Below are 18,755 nucleotides of genomic sequence, written 5' to 3' on the forward strand. Positions count from 1 at the left end.
CATTGCTAAAGCGTTTTTAGCAAAATTCTACCAATTAATTGCTGTTTCTTTCCAGATTCTCAAAATTGAAAGGATTATTCCGCTCTTCTTTCTTTCTGAAACCAAAATTATAGCGAAGATTCAACCCCACCCGACGGGTATCTCCCTGACGGAAACCAAAGGCCGAAATGCTTCCCTGATTAATTGTGAAGTTGTTTTTATTGGTATAGAAAACATCGTTCATGCTAAGCGTAGCCGTCAGTTTTTTATTGAAGAACTGGCGGTTGATATTCAGGTTCAGATTACCGAAATTACTTAACTCATAAAATTGTTGTTGCCCTTTCAGGCGGAAGAAGCCATTCAGGCTGATATTGGTGAGTTTATCCAATTTGAACTGATGAAAGGTAAAGAATGTCCAACTACCACGTTGGAATTTTAGCGGAGCATTTTCGTACAAACCATTGTAATCATTATAATTAAACTGCGCACCAGCCACAAAGAAGTATCGGTTAATCGGAGGCACAGCTCCTAAAAGCCTGAAATAAGTCTCCTGATTTTTACCTAAATTATTATAAGTGCGATAGGCTATACTCGAGTTATCAGGATTCTGATAAATCACATTGGTAAAAATATCCTGTGTATAGTTGCGGCCAATAGCAAAGATTGGTCGGTCTTCTACGCTTATATTCACCTCAAAATTTCGGGTGAATTGTGGCCTTAGCGAAGGGTTTCCTGCTTCATATAAATACTGATCTATGAAACGTGGCGAAGGATTGAGATATTCATAAACCGGACGAGTAATAGACCTGCGGTGAACCAGATAGGCACGTAATTCATACCCTGCAATCTTGGTCACTTTCCTGCTCAGATAGATATAAGGAAATAAGTCTGTTCTTTTAACCTTGAAAGAAGTATCAGAAGGTATCAGCTGATGCCCGTTCATATTGGTGTTTTCCAGGCGGGTACCTGCTTTCAGGATAAATTCACCCCAGGTTTTGGATAACTGAACGTAAGCTGCATAAATGCTTTCATTATAATTGAACTGATTAGTTCTTGATATATCAATATTTTGTTGCTCACCAATTTTGGTATAATAAGCAGTCGTACTTCTGAATAGCTGATAAGTAGCTTTCAAACCGGACTCTAAAGTAAGTTTATGTGGAAACTTGTATTTAATATCCGTTTGTGCTGAAACAAAATTCCGATTATTCCCTAAATCTCCTTTACCAGCCATATTCGCAACACTTGGGAGAACATAAGCCGTATTAAAAACCTGGTCGGTTTGGTTATTGAAGTAATTATAAGAAATATCGGTAATCCATTCTGAGCCCAAAGTATCCAGTTTATACTTTGCATTAATTCCCTGATTAATACCATAGTTGTTTCCTTTGCTATTGGTCGTGTTGATATTGTTGGTTAAAACCTCTAAAGAATTAATCTGGCGAATGGTGCTTTCGTTATAGGCAGATGAATTATTCTGATTATAACTCAAACGGGCATCATAATTCAACTCCCATTTTTTGCTGGCTTCATAACCTAAACCAAAACCTACATAAGCCTGACTCCCCGGATAGGTAGTATAAGCATTCTGAAATATTTCTTTATCTGCCGAAAAACGACGGGTGGTTTGTATCTGCTCAAAGCTATTCCGGTGAGAATAGTTGACGTTCAGAAAAGAAGTTAGCTTGCCACTGCTATTATTCAGGCTGACACCGATAAACTGATTGCCGTAATGTCCCTGGTTCATTCCGGCATTTAAACTTCCGGTAAAACCAATCTTTACGCCTTTTTTCAGAATCACGTTCACTACTCCACCACTCCCACTGGCATCGTATTTAGCTGAAGGCGTGCGCAGGATTTCTACTTTCTCGATGCTATTGGGTGGCAAGCTCTTCAAAATTGCTGCAATATCAGCCGTACTCATTTTTTGTTCGCGGCCATTAATGTAAATAGTTGCAGGTGTAGAATTACTTAGGTATATATTACCATCCTGATCAACAAATAGCCCCGGAATCTTTTCCATGATTTCATAGGCGCTCGTACTGGTATTGGCGATGGGTTCCGGGTCTACAATCGTTTTATCGTCTTCCTGTTGCATCAGGGGTTTTCTGGCAGTTACTACCACATCACCCAATAATTTATTATCCGTTTCCATCACAAATTTCAAAACAGATTGCTTGCCAGAGGCATTGATTCCTTTTATGATGGTTTTATAACCCACCGAAGTAGCCGTCATGCTATATTGCTGATTGGGTACCAGATTAAATCGGGCTATACCAACAGTATCTGTAGTGCTGTTGAAAATTTTGGTAGTATCCGTACGACTCACAATTCTGATAGTAGCGCCAATAATAGGAGACTGATTATTTTCTGTCAGTTGAATGCTGATAGGGGTTGTTTGAGCAAAAGAAAGGCAAGGAAATGCAAGTAAAAGGTGTAATAGTAAAATAGCTTTTTTCATAGAAGCAGTAATCGGTGTATTTTTTTAACAAAGCTAAGTAAAAAGCAATCGCTTCGCCGATTAAAAAAACTTAAAAGCGTATTGATAAAATGCGTATTGTAATAATTAAATAAAAATTTGTAATTAATAAAGATAGGCCAAAAACAAGGCTACAGAGCCGTTTTTTATGAGAAATGAGCGAAAAATAGTCAAAACAGCAACGAAAACAAAAATAAAAAATTTTAATAATTCTGTTGTATTTCATAAAAAAGCCATATATTTGACTTGTCATTTCAGAAAACAAGCAATAAACCTAAACTAAATCATAATTTTTGACGAAGAAAACCTCTGCCCCAAAGCAGGGGTTTCTTTATATGATTTAGAAAACGATAACACCTTTTTGAGCAATTATACCTAAACACTAGTACATTTATAAACAAGAAAACCTCCACTGCAAAGTAGAGGTTTCTTTTTTGATTCTGACTCCCGGAAAAGTAAGGAATTAACCTTTCACAACCTGAATGTTTAGTACGAGTTTCACTTCGTCACTTACCACAATTCCACCTGCCTCAGTTACTGCACTCCATGCCAAGCCAAAATCCTGGCGATTAATTTTACCTTGTATATCAAATCCAGCTTTTGTTTGTCCGTAAAAATCCGTCATAATTCCGCCAAACTCAGCTTTCAATGTTGCAGGTTTAGTTACGCCTCTTATTGTTAAATCACCGTTAACAATATAAGTATCATCACCTGATTTTTCAAAAGAAGTAGAAACAAAAGTCAATTTCGGGAAATTGGCTGCATCAAAGAAATCAGCAGATTTCAAGTGACCGTCTCTTTGCTCCTGTCCGGTTGAGATACTGTCGATGTCAGCCGAGAAATTAACGGTTGCACCTTCAAAATCGTTGTCGTTTGTAGTTTCTACACTACCTTCATAAGAACCGAAAGTTCCGGTTACTGTTGAAATCATTAAGTGTTTTACCTTAAAATGCACTTCTGAGTGAGAAGCGTCGATAGTCCATTTTGCCATTGTAATAAATGTTTTATAAATAATAATGAATGAATCGTGTTTTTACATTGTATGTATATACATATAAAAACAAAACCATCTCAAAATAGTTTCCAAAAATAAAAAAATCATGCCAGACCTGACATGATTTTTCTGTTAAGTATTGATTATCAATTGATTAATTTAAAATTTTTCTTTCAATATCCCTTCACATATATCTTTTACAATTCCCGGGCCTTCGTAGATGAATCCTGAATAGACCTGAACTAAAGATGCCCCGGCTTTCAGTTTCTCAATTGCATCTTCTGCTGAATGGATACCACCTACCCCGATAATAGGGAATGCCTTCTTGGATTTTTCAGACAAGTATCTGATAACTTCAGTCGAACGTTTCGCTAAAGGTTTACCACTTAATCCACCCGCACCAATTTCGTCTACTTCTGCTTTATCGGTTACCAGTCCTTCGCGGCTGATGGTTGTATTAGAAGCAATCACACCCGAGATGCGGGTTTCTTTGACAATCTCTATTATATCATCTAATTGTTCGTCAGTCAAATCCGGAGCTATTTTTAATAAGATAGGTTTCGGTTTTGATTTACGGCCATTATCTCTTTCTAATGTTTTTAACAGATACTTCAATGGATCTTTCTCCTGCAAGGCACGCAGACCGGGAGTATTTGGTGAACTTACGTTGATAACAAAGTAATCGACATAAGGATATAGGTCGTTGAATGATTTCAGATAATCATATACGGCATCATCATTTTTGGTGAGTTTGTTTTTACCAATATTTCCTCCAACAATGATTTTTGTCTTACGTTTACGCAATTGGTTAGCCGCTGCGCCTGAACCCTCATTATTAAAACCCATACGGTTGATAAGCGCTTCGTCTTGTTTTAATCTGAAAAGGCGAGGTTTGTCATTGCCCATCTGCGCTCTGGGTGTAACCGTACCAATTTCAACAAACCCGAAACCCAGGTTTGACAATTCGTCTGTCCACAATCCATTTTTATCAAAGCCCGCCGCTAACCCTACAGGATTCTTGAAACGCAAACCAAAGACCTTGCGCTCCAGGCGAGGGTCTTTCTTTTCATAAATCAATCTTAAGATAGCAGGCATGAATGGAATCTTACACGCAAACTTCAACACGTCCATTACTAAATAGTGAATCTTCTCGGCGTCCTGGCGAGTAAGGTAAGGGAAGACAAATTTTTTATAAAAACTCATGAAGAATCAGGTGCCCTGCGCAGGCATTGTTGTACGTAAAATAATTGTTAAATATCTATAAGGTGGGAGAAATAAGACTCATGTACAAAATTACTATTTAGCGCTCAAATTCCTTTAAATTTTGACGAATAGATTTATTTTAAAAACTCTATATTAGAAAAGTTCAAATTTTTATTGATATATAAATACTGTAGGTATGGGACTTTTTATGGCAAAAAGGCTTTATGATCCTATAAACTAAGCTCATCCCCAAATTTTTGCGGTTCATCATAATTTTCTAGCGATTTATCTGCTCCTATACCAATTTTGTCCCATCAAAAACAGTTCTAAAAAAAATTATAAAAACTTTGAACCTTTTGAAAGTTTCCACAGTTTCTGTCTCTAGATAACCTTACTATCATGATAGCATAAAGACAGAAAAAATGTAAATGGAAATCAGAGACAGAATTTTACAGACCGCTGAAGCACTCTTCCGGAAATTCGGTATCAGGAGTGTAACAATGGACGATATAGCGTCCGAATTAGGGATTTCAAAAAAGACAATTTACCAGAATTTTGAAGATAAAGATTCTATCGTTCATGAGATTGCCCGTCATAATATGATGTGTGATATGGAAGAATCAGAACGAATACATAAAGAATCGGCCAACCCTATTGAGCAGGTCGTTAGAGAAGCGTCGCTGCTTCGCAAACAAGCGTCGACAATTAATCCAGCTGTATTTTACGATTTAAAGAAGTATCATCCCAAAACCTGGCAATTTTTTCTGGAATACAACAAAGTTAATTTTCTGGAAATTGTGAAGAAGAATCTCAGAGAAGGGATTGAACAAGGACTTTATAGAGCAGACATCAATGTTGAAATTCTGGCACGATTAAGGATGGAAGAAGTAGAGTTTGCCTTTAACCGCGATGTTTTTCCACCAGAAAGATTTAATCAGACAGACGTTCACACCACATTCATAGACCATTATTTAAGAGGAATCATGAGCCCGAAAGGCCTGGAGTTTTACGAAAAATGTAAACAGGACGCGGAGCTTGAGCATATCAAACTTTAATTAAACAATCAACTATATGAAAATAAAGTACCTGATTTTTTTCCTAATCTGTGGGATATCCGTACAAGCCCAGCAAGCATTTACCTTGCAGGAGGCCGTACAGTACGGAACGAAAAACCACCTATCCGTAAAAAATGCCGAGTTAGATATTGTAGGGGCTGAATTAACCATCAAACAAATCAAAGCCTCCGGATTGCCTCAGATAAATGGTAATTTCTCCTATACCTACAATGCAATTATCCCGACACAGCTACTAGATGCCAAAAACTTTGACCCTACTGCACCAGAGGGCGCTGTAACCAAATTCAAGTTTGGTGTTCCGTGGGCAGGGCAGGCAGGTGTTGGTGTAAACCAGTTGATTTTTGATGCTACTTGGTTGGTAGGTCTGAAAGCAGCTCCGGTATACCGTGAATTAGCGCGTAAAGGTGTAACCAACTCAAAAGTGGTTGTGGCCGAAAACGTAGCTAAAGCTTATTATTCAGTGTTGGTAGCCGAAGAAAGAAGCAAAATTCTGGATTTAAACATTGCGCGCATCGATTCATTAATCAAAGAAATGAGAGTGATGAATCAACAAGGCTTTATCGAAAAACTGGATCTTGACCGTCTGGAAGTTCAACGTAACAACCTGGTTACTGAAACACAAAAGGTAAAGAATCTGATTTTATTAAGCGAGACATTGCTGAAATTTCAGATGGGTATGAAATTAGATGAACCGATTGTATTGAAAGATAAATTATCGGATGTCGACATCAGACCATTGGCTCTATTAGAGTATCAACCCGTTGATTACGCCAATCGTATAGAGTACTCTACTTTAATGGTACAAAGACAATTAACATTGTTAGATAAAGAACGTACTCAGAAGGGAGCTATTCCAAAGGTTTCGTTCAATGGTTCATTGGGCGCAGGGCATAGCAATACCAGGTTCAATCCATTTGAACGTTGGTTTGGCTCTTCGGCTTTAACCCTGGGTGTACAGATACCTATTTATGATAGTGGTTTAAGAAAGATACAGTTGCAACAACAAGACCTTGCTTTACTCAAACTTGACCAGAACGCTTTATTGTTAAGAGAATCGTTCGATTTACAATCAAAGTCAGCGGGTATCAATCTGAAAAATGGTTTAGAAAGTCTGAATGTACAACAACGCAATATGGATCTGGCGACAGAGGTGGTGAGAGTAACCAAAATCAAATATCAGGCAGGTCAGGGTTCAAATATTGAAGTAGTGAATGCAGAATCGGCATTGAAAGAAGCACAAACCAATTATTTTGCTGCTTTATATGATGTATTGATTGCTAAAGTAGATTTAGACAAAGCCATGGGAAAACTATTATCAGAATAATAAACTTCTAAAATCACCATAGTTCACGATTATAAGCATTAAATAAAACACATTCGTATGAAAAATATATCTCTTATTTATTACGGGGCTAAATCACAGTTTTCACGTATAGCTTTTGCCTTAACATTTATAGTACTGGTTGCTTCTTGCTCAAAAGGTGGCGGTGGTAATACGGTAGAAGGAAAGAAAGCGGAATTAGCCAAACTACAAGCGGAAGAAAAAACGCTTTCAGAAAAAATCCAGAAGCTACAAGCTGAACTCAATATCATTGATCCGAACAAAGAAGAAGAGAAGGTTATCAGTGTAACTACTACAGCTATTGCGGCGCAGAACTTCAAACACTTCGTTGAGTTTCAGGGTAGATTAGATGCTAAAAATAATATTCTTGTTTCTCCACAAGTGGGTGGCGCTATTACTAGTTTGAATGTAAAAGAAGGTGATTACGTTAAACAAGGTCAGTTAATAGCGACTATCGATAACTCGGTAATGAAACAATCTCAACAGGAGATTGAAGTTCAGTTAGAGACTGCAAAAGTATTCTATCAAAAACAAAAGAACCTTTGGGATCAGAAAATCGGTACAGAGGTACAATACATCCAGGCTAAAAGTAATGTAGAAGCCCTTGAAAAACGTCTGGCTACTCTACAAACGCAATTGGGCATGACTAAAGTAACGGCTCCGATGAATGGTTTTATTGATGAAATCCGTCAACGTGCTGGTGAATTGGCTGCTCCAGGCTTAGGGATTGTAAGACTTGTTAATTCTAATGATCTTAAAGTAGTAGCTCAGGCGGCTGATACTTATGCAGGAACGGTGAAACAAGGTGATATGGTAACAATCAAGTTTCCTGATTTAGGTAAAGAAACTACTGCCAGATTGACTTTTGTAAGTCAAACAGTTAATCCTGCCTCACGTACCTTTACGATTGAAGCATCGGTTCCGAAAATTGATCCTCAGTTAAAACCAAATATGACTGCCGTAATGAATGTAAACGACCAGTCGAAAGCCAGTGCGATTATTATCAATAGAAATCTTATTCAACAAGATGAATCTGGTAATATTGTATATGTAGCCGTAACTGAGGGAGGCAAGAAAGTAGCACGTAGCCGTAAAATCAGCACTGGTCTTACTTATGGTGGTGATATTGAAATTGTATCAGGATTACAAGCGGGAGATTTGTTAATTACCCAGGGCTATCAGGATTTAGTAGATGGTCAGGCGGTAAGTTTCTAACCAGAAAAGAGAAGGTATGGTGTTGAATCCACGAGAAACTCAATATAACCATACTTTTTCTGTGTCTTCATATCAAAATATTTAAACAATCATAAAAGCCTTTATAGGTTTTAAGATTATGGAAAAAGACAAATTTCAAGAATTACAAGAACAAGATCTTCCTCATGGTAGTGGGATGATCTACAATATGGTTCGTTGGTTAGGAAACAACCAGACCACGGTCTATATTTTCACGACAATGATATTCCTGGCAGGTTTAGGTATCTACTTCAATCTCCCGAAAGAGCAGTTCCCTGATATTAAAGTACCACAGATTTATGTACAAACTATTTACTTTGGTACAACCCCTGCAGATATTGAGAACGTAATCAATAAACCCATTGAGAAGCAGTTAAAGACTATCACAGGTGTAAAACGTATCAAATCAAATGCTTTGCAGGACGTATCGGTTATTCTGGTTGAATTTAACCCGGATGTACAGATTGAAGCAGCCTTGCAGCGTGTACGCGATGCGATTGATAAAGCAAGGAGAGATTTACCAACCAAAGTTGATAGCGGTCCTACGGCACAGGATGTAAACTTTTCGGAGTTTCCTATCATGAACATCAACTTGGCAGGTAATTTTCCATTAGAAAAACTGAAAGATTATGCAGAAGAACTACAAGATGATATAGAGTCGTACCCAGAGATTACGAAGGTTGATATTGTTGGTACCTTGAAGAGAGAAATCCAGATTAATCTTGATTTATACAAGATGCAATCAACCGGATTGACTTTTTACGACATTCAGACAGCTATTCAGGGTGAAAACATCAATATCTCTGGCGGTGAATTAAATGTAGACAATGTACGTCGTACGATTCGTGTAAAAGGGGAGTTCAAGGATGTATATCAGATTCAGGATGTACAAATCCGTAGCTCAACGGGAGCAACTGTGAGATTGGGCGATGTGGCAGAAGTAATTGACAGCAGCGAAGAACAACAGGATTTTGCCCGTTTGGATAATAACCGTGTTGTAACCCTGAACGTAATTAAAAGAGCCGGAGCGAGCGTAATTGATGTATCCGAACGTATTGAAGTGCTATTAGAGAAATATCGTAACGAACGTTTCCCTAAAGGATTAGAGGCTAGAATCACAGCCGATACCTCAGAACGTGTGAAAAGTGAAATTGCCGACCTGATTAATACGGTTGTACTAGGCTTTATATTCGTAGTAATTGTATTGATGTTCTTTATGGGTGTGAGAGATGCGATTTTCGTTGGTCTTTCAGTACCTCTATCAGCATTGATTGCCTTTATTCCTTTATGGTTCTCAGGTTTTACCTTGAATACCATCGTTCTCTTTGCCTTCTTACTAGGATTGGGTATTGTAGTAGATGATGCGATTGTGGTAATTGAAAATGCTCACCGTCTATTTAATAGATTTAAGAACCTGAGCATTAAAGAAGCTGTGAGTCTGGCGGCATCAGAGGTATTCCTACCTGTATTATCTGGTACTTTAACGACTATTGCGCCTTTCTTCCCACTATTATTCTGGCCGGGTATCGTAGGTGAGTTTATGAAGTTCCTGCCGATTACCTTGATTTATACGCTATTTGCCTCATTAATTGTGGCATATGTGATAAACCCGGTATTTGCTATCTCATTTATGAGACGCCACGAAGACGAACAACACGAAGATACGAGCTTTAAAAGTATCCGTCGCCCGTTAATTATCCTGGCTGTTGTAGCTTTACTTGGTTATATAATTAATGTAGGTATTGGTAACCTGATCGTATTGTTTGCTATTCTGTATGTGTTTAATCATTTTGTATTGACACCAAAAGTAATTATTCCTTTTCAGGATAAAGCATTACCTAGCTTTAAAAATGGATATAGAAAATTGATTGCCTGGATTATTACAGGTTATCGTCCGGTATTTGCGGTAATCAGTATGTTTGGTTTGTTGATTTTCACTTTTGTTATGTTGGGTATTGTACAGCCTAAGGTGATTTTCTTCCCAAGTGGTGATCCTGACTATATCTATGTATATAACGTAATGCCAGTAGGTACTGATGCCAGAGTAACAGACTCGGTAACTAAGGTAATTGAAAAGAAAGTATTTGGGGTTATTAAGAAAAATAAAGCTGAAACAGCTATTAACTCAGTTATCTCAAACGTTGGTAAAAACGCCGGAGACCCATTCAATCCGGATCGATCGGCTACACCACATAAATCGAAAGTAACTGTTGCCTTTGTGAAAAAAGAAGAGCGTGGAGATATTTCTTCACAAAAGCTTCTGGATGAAATGAGAAACGAGATTAAGGGTATTCCGGGAACTGAGATATCGGTACAACGCGAAAACAATGGACCACCAACCGGTAAACCGATTTCGATTGAGATTATGGGTGATGATTTCAATACCCTGATTAAACTCGAAAAACAAGTTCGTAAAGAAATCCAGAAAGAGAATATCAAAGGTATTGAAGAGTTAAAATCTGATTTGATTACCAATAAGCCTGAAATCATTGTTGATGTAGATAAAGTAAAAGCACAACGTGAAGGTATCAGCACCTCGCAGGTAGCCATGGCTATTCGTACGGCCTTATTTGGTGCTGAAATATCTAAATTCAGAGATGATAAAGATGAATACCCGATTCAGTTACGCTTAAAAGCTGATGACCGTAATCAGGTTGAGAAACTTCTGAGTATGAACATCACCTACCGTGATATGAATATGGGTGGGGTATTGCGCCAGGTTCCTTTGAACTCAATTGCCAATATCAGTTATTCAACCACTTTTAGTCAGATTAACCGTAAAGACCAATCCAGAATCATTACTTTAGGTTCAGAGGTATTGAATGGATATAACGCCAACGAAATTGTGGCAGAAATCCAAAGCAAGGTTATTGACAGAATGGAGGTACCAAGCGGATACTCTGTGAAAATGGGAGGGGAGCAGGAAGAGCAGATGGAATCGATGATGTTCTTAATGGGAGCTTTGGGTGCAGCGGTATTGCTTATCTATTTAATTCTGGCAACGCAGTTTAACTCAGTGGTAAAACCAATTATCATCTTTGTAACCATCTTACTATCGTTTATCGGGGTATTCTTAGGTTTCATGGTATTCGGTATGACCTTCTCAATCATCATGTCGGGTGTAGGTATCATTGCTTTGGCTGGTATTGTGGTAAAGAATGGTATCCTCTTGATAGAGTTTACTGATGAGTTGCGAGAAAGAGGTTATCCATTGAAACAGGCTATTATTGAAGCAGGTGGTGTTCGTTTGACTCCGGTATTGTTAACAGCCTCTGCAGCTGTATTAGGTTTGGTGCCTCTGGCCTTAGGTTTAAGTATGGACTTTGTTACCTTGTTTACTGAATTTAATCCTCACATTTTCATCGGTGGTGATAGTGCGGTATTCTGGGGTATTCTGGCCTGGACGATTATCTTCGGTCTGACATTCTCTACTGTACTTACGTTGGTTATCGTGCCTTGTATGTACTATATTAATGAGAGAGTAAGAGATAAATATTTCCGTAAAAATAAGAAAGGAACATCTCCTAAAACTAAAGAGGTTGTTGCTTAAAAATAGCCTTTTCTGAGGTACTCGAACCCCACAAGATATACGTTTCTTGTGGGGTTTGTTTTTTTAAATCAGACTTTTTTCTAAAAAAACATGCTTTTTTTTTAGAAAAATTTTCAATACATAACTTGTTTATAATCAAAGATTTGTAAATTTAATTATAGGAAGAGACAATTTTTTTGCCTAAAAATTTGTTCGTTAATAAAAAATTATATTCCTTTAATTATTGTCTCACATTCTTTTGGCACGAAAAATGTGGAGAGGGTCTATAAAAGACCCTATTATTAATGAAAAAACTCTACGTCTCACATGCAGAAATTAAGTCTCAATCAATCCCTTCAACAGCGGCTGTCTCCTCAACAGATTCAGTTTATCAAGCTGTTGCAAATTCCTACTGCTGAACTAGAACAAAGAATAGAAGAGGAACTCGAAGTAAATCCGGCTCTGGAAGAAGGCATGGACATGGACGATCGTGTGAAAGACGAGTATGAGGAGGACGATTATAGTAATGATGACTACGATGAATATGGAGAATATGAGCGTTACGAGGGACTTGACGTAAAACAATACTTAGATCAAGACGATTACGCGGGCTATAAAATGTATGGCGATGGTTGGGGCGATGATGATAGAGACGTAATGCCCGTAATTGCTACCAGTACATTGGCAGAATCATTGGTGCAGCAATTAGGCTATCTACGCTTAGATGCCAGACAGGAATCTATAGGGTTACAACTGATAGGCAGTATTGAAGAAGATGGCTATATCCGCCGCCCGCTTCGTTCCATTTGCAATGATTTAGCTTTCACGCAAAATATTTATACTACTGAAGAAGAACTTTCAGTCATTCTTAAAAAGGTACAGACTTTTGAGCCTGCTGGTATTGGTGCCAGAGATTTGAGAGAATGTCTTTTACTACAATTAGAAAGAAAAGACTTTGAAGATATTGAGGTAGAAATTGCCATTAAGATTATTACTGATTTCTTCGACGAGTTTACCAAGAAACATTACGAGAAAATACAGAGACGCCTGGATGTGGATGATAGCATCATGAAAGAGGCTATAAGAGTTATTACGCGTCTGAATCCTAAACCGGGTAATACAGGTAGTGGTGATAGCACTGCAGCTTATTTGATGGCAGATTTTATCGTAACTAATAATAACGGTAAACTGGATGTGATTCTGAATTCTAAAAATGCACCGGAGCTTCGTGTAAGCCGCTCATTTGCCGAAATGCTCGATACCTATGATAAAACCGATAAAAACGGTTCTGCACAGCATAAAAGCATTAAAGAGACAGTAACCTTTGTTAAGCAGAAATTAGATGCGGCTAAATGGTTTATAGATGCTATCAAACAACGCCAGCAAACGCTTTTAAAAACCATGAAAGCGATTGTTGAATACCAAAGAGATTTCTTTTTGGATGGTGATGAATCTAAACTGAGACCGATGATTCTGAAAGATATTGCGAACCGTATCGAAATGGATATTTCAACTGTTTCACGTGTAGCAAATAGCAAGGCTGTACAGACCGACTTCGGTATTTATCCCCTAAAATACTTCTTCTCTGAGGGTATTGCTACTGATTCAGGTGAAGATGCCTCAAGCCGTGAAGTAAAAAATATTCTGAAAGAACTGATTGAAAACGAGCCGAAAAACTCACCACTTTCTGACGATAAATTAGAAAAAATGCTGAATAAACGTGGGTATAATATCGCCCGCCGTACCGTTGCTAAATACCGTGAACAATTGAATATCCCGGTAGCGCGTTTGCGTAAGCAATTGTAATTTTTCTTACTAAATCTCTATAAAGACCTTAAAAAAACGAAAGTCAGCTATTGCAGCTGACTTTTTTTGTGGCGTGAGCTGGAAGCTCGTCACAATCATCAAAACCGCGAGTTGGAAGCTCGCTCCACAAATATTTTCTACACGATCAACTTAAATCCTTCCCCATGCATATTCATGATTTGTATCGATGAATCATCTCTCAGATGCTTGCGTAGTTTAGTAATATACACATCCATACTACGAGCATTAAAATAACTATCGTCGCCCCATATGAGTTTTAAAGCAAAGCTTCTGCTGACTGACTGGTTTTTGTTCTGGCAAAGCAATTTCAGCAATTCAGATTCTTTCGTTGTCAACTTATTCTGGCTGCCGTTATGCGCCAAGGTATTTGTTTGGGCATCAAAAGCATATTCCCCAATCTGGAAAGTGTTTGATGGTATATCGGATTCCTGTTTATTGATGCGCCGGAGAATCGCTTTCATACGCATCAATAACTCTTCCATGCTGAAAGGCTTCGTGATATAATCATCTGCCCCCACTTTAAAGCCCTGAATGGTATCTTCTTTCATCGATTTTGCGGTCAGAAAGATAATCGGAACGTCTTTGTCTTTCATGCGTATTTCTTTCGCCAGAGAGAAGCCATCCTTTTTAGGCATCATCACATCGCAGATGCATAGATCATAATTGCCTTTCTCAATAAACATTTTGATGCCTTCTTCGCCGTTTTTCGCTAAGTCAGTGTCAAATCCTTTGGCGTTCAGGTACTCTTGCAAGAGCATACCTAAATTAGGGTCATCTTCTGTCAATAAAACTTTCATATCGTAGCCCTCATGGGATTTAAGTACAACAATTAGACTCTTCTGTTCAAAGGCAGATAAACTTCAAAGCTACTGCCCTCTCCTATTTTACTTTCAACATTTATCATCCCCTGATGCGATTCTACCATTTTCTTCACATAGCTTAAACCTAAGCCAAACCCTTTTACATCGTGCAGGTTTCCGGTTGGTACTCGATAAAAACGTTCGAATATCTTGTTCAGTTGCTCTTTGGTCATACCTATACCTTTATCAGCAATGATTATTTTCAGGAAGCCTTCCTCGTTCTCTGTTTTAATAGTAATCTCTGGGTTTTCCGGCGAATACTTATTGGCGTTGTCAAGCAAGTTATAGATAATATTGGTTACATGCACATCATCTGCCTCTATTTCGGGGTTATCAGCATCCAGTTCCAGATTTACGGTACCGTTCTTTTGCTCAATCTGTACGCTCAGGTTATGCAATACCTGCTCAATGGTTTCATGGATATTTACCCTTTCCAGTTTTAGTTTCACATCTCCTTTATCCAATAATGCCATTTGTAATACCTTTTCTACCTGCGTACCCAATCGGCGGTTTTCATCCTGAATAATATTCAGATACCGATTCATTTTGCTGCTATCTTTCTTCACTTCGTTATCTTTCATTACTTCTACTGCCAATGAGATAGTAGAAATAGGTGTTTTAAACTCGTGAGTCATATTATTGATGAAATCATTCTTGATAGTAGCCAGTTTTTTCTGTTTCAACATCGTATTAACTGATGTATAGAAAATACCGCCAATCATCAGAATCAAAAAGACAGAGCTCGCGAAAACCGTCCACATATTACGAAGGATGAATCCTTGTGTATTTGGGAAGTGTACATATAAGTAATGATTCTGAGGCTGTAAGTCACTAGGGAAAAGTTGTGCTTTATACGCATCTCTCACAAAATTCGGAATAGAGTTTTCAGCAAAAGAGGCGAAAATCATATTCGACGGATTCTTTACAATATATTGATAAGGAATAGAAATACCTCTGCTCTTCAACTCTTTTTTCAAAAGCGTATCTAAAGAAATACGGTCGAGGCGTTCGTGTATATCACGTGAACCATGAATTACATCAGTTAATACATCCTTTACCAACTCTGCTTTGTTTTTCGTACGTTCCATGTTCTCCTGTTCAACCGTAGCTATTGGTTCCGCTTTCGGTGCTTGAGTCACCCTCTTTTTCCTGGGTTTTGTATAAACTATGTGCGAACTATCGATCACTGGTGTCGTAAAGGTATAACCAAAACTAATTCCGGTACTATGCTCATCAATTCCATCAATACTTAATATCTGATGGCTTTCGTTCATATTTTTATTCAAAACAAGTACCTGACGATTAAACTCTTTGACTAAATCTTCGGCGGTTTTCTGCCGCATCAGGTTATTTCGCATCGGTTGGTTTAAATCTTCTAAGGCTATATTTTGCTCTTCCAGCATTTCTTTGATTAAATCCATCTGACGGCCGGGAATTTCAAGCAAACGGGTAGCACCAAATACATCAGTAACAGCTACTGTATTGTTCCCTCTGCCTGCTCTTGATCTTACTTTTGCCAGAGGTTCTATGCCTTGTGGCGTATAATAGGCATTATAGCCCTTGTACATTTGCGGCTGAACAGGACTTTCGGGTGATTCCGGGGCAAAGATTACACCGAAATCTTCTGGGTGTTCAACTTTTGCGGGTTTATATACTCGTTTCTTTTCCTGCTTCTTTTGTGTAATAGCCAGAAGCTTTTTCTGCTCCTCTATTTTCATTTTCTGATTAGCCAGAAAAATAATCTCTTGCTTCTCAATTTTCTTGACCGTTTCCTGCAAAGCATCGTTTACATTACGGTCAAACTGTTCTTGTCTGACAGAAATAGCATTCTCAATCCAGTACCATTGAAAAGTGATTAAACCTATCATGGCAATGAGCATAAATATGATAATATTCCTGAAATTCATCTTCTGATACATTTACCTGCGACTACTCTTTCTAATAAAACAAACTTATTTCACGAAATTAACGCCAAACAAACAAAAATGTGTCTTATTTAACACTTTTTAACATCAAATGTTATCTTTGAGGTTATATTTTTAACCATTATTATACCCCCGAATGCTTTGGCTACTATCGATAGGCTTTCTGATATGGCTGGTTGTTATTTTTTATTGGTTGTGGCAGAAAGTTACTAACCAACGACCAGAGAGTTATCCCACACTACAGAACCGACAAAAAATATATAGTTCAAAAAAGACTTTGGTCTGCTTTGGAGACAGTAATACGCATGGCAATGTCAGCTATAACTGGGTAAGTGATTTAGGCATAATTTTTCAGGATTTGCAGGTATTGAATGCCGGAGTAAATTCAGATCTGACTTATTCACTCTTACAACGAATAGATGATGTGATAGCCTGTCAACCTGATTTTATCACGATTCTCATAGGGACTAACGATGTTAGTGCAAGTGTCAGTGAGGAATTGGAAAGTAGTTTTAAACAGATTAATAGAATCCCAAAGGACATGAAGCCTGATTTTGATTTGTTTAAGAAAAACTATCAGGAAATCATTCTCCGACTGAAACAGGAAACCAAAGCAAAAATTGCTTTAATTTCATTGCCTGTCATGAGTGAAGATTTAAAACATGAGGCTAATATAAAAGCGGATAAATATAGCGGATATATTAAGGAATTAGCACAAACGCAAAAATTGACCTATCTGCCTTTGAGAGAAAAAGAGAAAGAATATTTAGGGGCTAACCCCCGGCCTTTGAAACATACATTTGACGAGACCTATAAACTGCTGATATTCTCCATTATAAACCATTATATATTAGGTAAGGATTGGGATTATACAAGCAAGAAACATGGGTATCAGCTTACGCCCGATAATATTCACCTGAATTCTGTTTCGGGAGGAATGCTTCGGGATTTAGTAAAAGGCTTTATTAAAACAACCCAAAAGTAATTGACAACCCTTAACCTATAATTTATGAAGCAGGTCTGTATCATTGGTGCAGGTTCCTCAGGAATTGTTGCTGCCAAAGTATTAAAAGAAAATGGTATTAGTTTCGATTGTTTTGAGAAAGGCTCAGACATTGGCGGAAACTGGCGTTTTAATAATGATAATGGTGTTTCATCGGCCTATCGTTCTTTACATATTAATACCAATCGCAAGGCAATGGCTTTTGCTGACTACCCAATGCCGGATGATTACCCGATGTATCCTCACCATAGTCATATTATTAAATACTTCGAAGATTACGTGGCACATTTTGGCATTCGTGAATATATTACTTTCAATACGGCTGTTACAGATGTAACCCAACGACCTGATGGCACTTATGTTGTTACATTTGATAATGGGAAAACAGAAAACTTTCAATATATAATAGTAGCTAACGGGCACCATTGGAAACCCCGTTTTCCTAATCCGGCGTTTAATGGTACTTTCACAGGAAAATCTTTCCATTCGCATGAGTATAAAGAATCAGCTCAGGTAAGAGATAAAGATGTATTAGTAGTGGGCATTGGCAACTCGGCAGTAGATATTGCTGCCGAAGCAGCAAGGTTGCATACGGGTAAAGTAGTTATTTCAACAAGAAGCGGAGCGCATATTACCCCTAACTGGATCTGGAGTATGCCTTTTGATAATCTGGCTAATGCTTTCACTTCAAAATTACCCCTTTCGATACAGAGATTAACCTTAAGTATTGTGCTATGGCTGGCGCGAGGTAAGCAGGAAGATTTTGGCGTACCTAAGCCTAAAAGACCTTTATTAAGTGAGCACCCGACTTTATCTCAGGATTTATTACATCTTTCAGGCAGAGGCGCAATTAAGTTTAAACCCAATATAAAAGAGTTTCAGGGTAAGACTGTTGTTTTTGAAGATGGCAGCCACCAGGATTTTGATGTAGTGATTTATGCAACAGGGTATAAGCTATCATTTCCGTTCCTGAAACATTATATAGAATTTGACGTAGAAGAAACAAACGACCTGAGACTTTATAAAAGGGTTATCCATCCAAATTTTCCGAATCTTTTCTTTATCGGGCTTTTACAGCCTTTAGGGGCTATTATGCCCCTGGCTGAATTACAGGCTAAATGGATTGCGAAGATTGCGAAAGGTGAATGTAAGCTCCCATTAAAAGAAGAAATGCTCCGTTCTATAGAGGAAGATGCCAGAATACAACGCAAACGTTTTGATGAATCTCCAAGACATACTTTAGAAGTGGATTTCTTTGCTTATAAAAGCAGTGTAGAAAAAGAAATGAAGCGAAAGAGCTAAAAG

The 18,755-nt window shown here is 38.0% G+C and carries 12 protein-coding genes; 7 read left to right on the forward strand and 5 right to left on the reverse strand.

The annotated features are described in order from the left end of the window. Window positions 1–34: 34 nt before the first annotated feature. The 3 genes from D0T08_RS13435 to D0T08_RS13445 all read right to left on the reverse strand — a co-directional run bounded on the left by D0T08_RS13435 (window position 35) and on the right by D0T08_RS13445 (window position 4,655). Window positions 35–2,440 carry an outer membrane beta-barrel family protein gene (locus D0T08_RS13435; RefSeq protein ID WP_116983173.1) on the reverse strand — a complete coding sequence of 802 codons (2,406 nt, stop codon included), beginning with the start codon at window positions 2,438–2,440 and terminating at the stop codon, window positions 35–37. Window positions 2,441–2,921: 481 nt separating this feature from the next. Beyond that, on the reverse strand, window positions 2,922–3,449 hold the full coding sequence (locus D0T08_RS13440) for a YceI family protein (protein ID WP_116983174.1): 528 nt from the start codon (window positions 3,447–3,449) through the stop codon (window positions 2,922–2,924). Window positions 3,450–3,611: 162 nt separating this feature from the next. Beyond that, window positions 3,612–4,655 carry a quinone-dependent dihydroorotate dehydrogenase gene (locus tag D0T08_RS13445; RefSeq protein WP_116983175.1) on the reverse strand — a complete coding sequence of 348 codons (1,044 nt, stop codon included), beginning with the start codon at window positions 4,653–4,655 and terminating at the stop codon, window positions 3,612–3,614. A gap of 428 nt (window positions 4,656–5,083) precedes the next feature. Between D0T08_RS13445 and D0T08_RS13450 the strand changes: the two genes are divergently transcribed. The 5 genes from D0T08_RS13450 (at window position 5,084) to rpoN (ending at window position 13,641) form a co-directional block, all read left to right on the forward strand. Further along, entirely contained in the window at window positions 5,084–5,710 is a 627-nt protein-coding gene (locus D0T08_RS13450; protein ID WP_116983176.1) for a TetR/AcrR family transcriptional regulator, read from the forward strand. Between the two features lie 16 nt (window positions 5,711–5,726). Next, window positions 5,727–7,055, forward strand: coding sequence for a TolC family protein (locus D0T08_RS13455; RefSeq protein ID WP_116983177.1), 1,329 nt, complete (start codon window positions 5,727–5,729; stop codon window positions 7,053–7,055). A 57-nt stretch (window positions 7,056–7,112) separates the two neighbouring features. After that, window positions 7,113–8,288: an efflux RND transporter periplasmic adaptor subunit gene (locus D0T08_RS13460; RefSeq protein ID WP_116983178.1), complete on the forward strand. Its 1,176-nt coding sequence runs from the start codon at window positions 7,113–7,115 to the stop codon at window positions 8,286–8,288. Between the two features lie 175 nt (window positions 8,289–8,463). Continuing rightward, window positions 8,464–11,856, forward strand: a complete 3,393-nt coding sequence (locus D0T08_RS13465) for an efflux RND transporter permease subunit (protein ID WP_116983388.1) — start codon at window positions 8,464–8,466, stop codon at window positions 11,854–11,856. A 306-nt stretch (window positions 11,857–12,162) separates the two neighbouring features. Then, on the forward strand, window positions 12,163–13,641 hold the full coding sequence (rpoN, locus tag D0T08_RS13470; RefSeq protein WP_116983179.1) for an RNA polymerase factor sigma-54: 1,479 nt from the start codon (window positions 12,163–12,165) through the stop codon (window positions 13,639–13,641). A 137-nt stretch (window positions 13,642–13,778) separates the two neighbouring features. On the opposite strand, the gene D0T08_RS13475 is transcribed toward rpoN, so the two are convergent. After that, window positions 13,779–14,459: a response regulator transcription factor gene (locus tag D0T08_RS13475; protein WP_116983180.1), complete on the reverse strand. Its 681-nt coding sequence runs from the start codon at window positions 14,457–14,459 to the stop codon at window positions 13,779–13,781. 32 nt (window positions 14,460–14,491) lie between these two features. Then, complete coding sequence (locus D0T08_RS13480; protein WP_158561264.1) at window positions 14,492–16,429, reverse strand: sensor histidine kinase KdpD; 1,938 nt, start codon at window positions 16,427–16,429, stop codon at window positions 14,492–14,494. Between the two features lie 154 nt (window positions 16,430–16,583). Here D0T08_RS13480 and D0T08_RS13485 point away from each other — a divergent pair, with 154 nt between their 5' ends. Further along, complete coding sequence (locus D0T08_RS13485) at window positions 16,584–17,432, forward strand: GDSL-type esterase/lipase family protein (RefSeq protein ID WP_116983182.1); 849 nt, start codon at window positions 16,584–16,586, stop codon at window positions 17,430–17,432. 24 nt (window positions 17,433–17,456) lie between these two features. Beyond that, window positions 17,457–18,752 carry an NAD(P)/FAD-dependent oxidoreductase gene (locus tag D0T08_RS13490; RefSeq protein WP_116983183.1) on the forward strand — a complete coding sequence of 432 codons (1,296 nt, stop codon included), beginning with the start codon at window positions 17,457–17,459 and terminating at the stop codon, window positions 18,750–18,752. Window positions 18,753–18,755 lie beyond the last annotated feature (3 nt).

The organism is Emticicia sp. C21, assembly GCF_003418935.1.
Taxonomy (GTDB): Bacteria; Bacteroidota; Bacteroidia; order Cytophagales; family Spirosomataceae; genus Emticicia.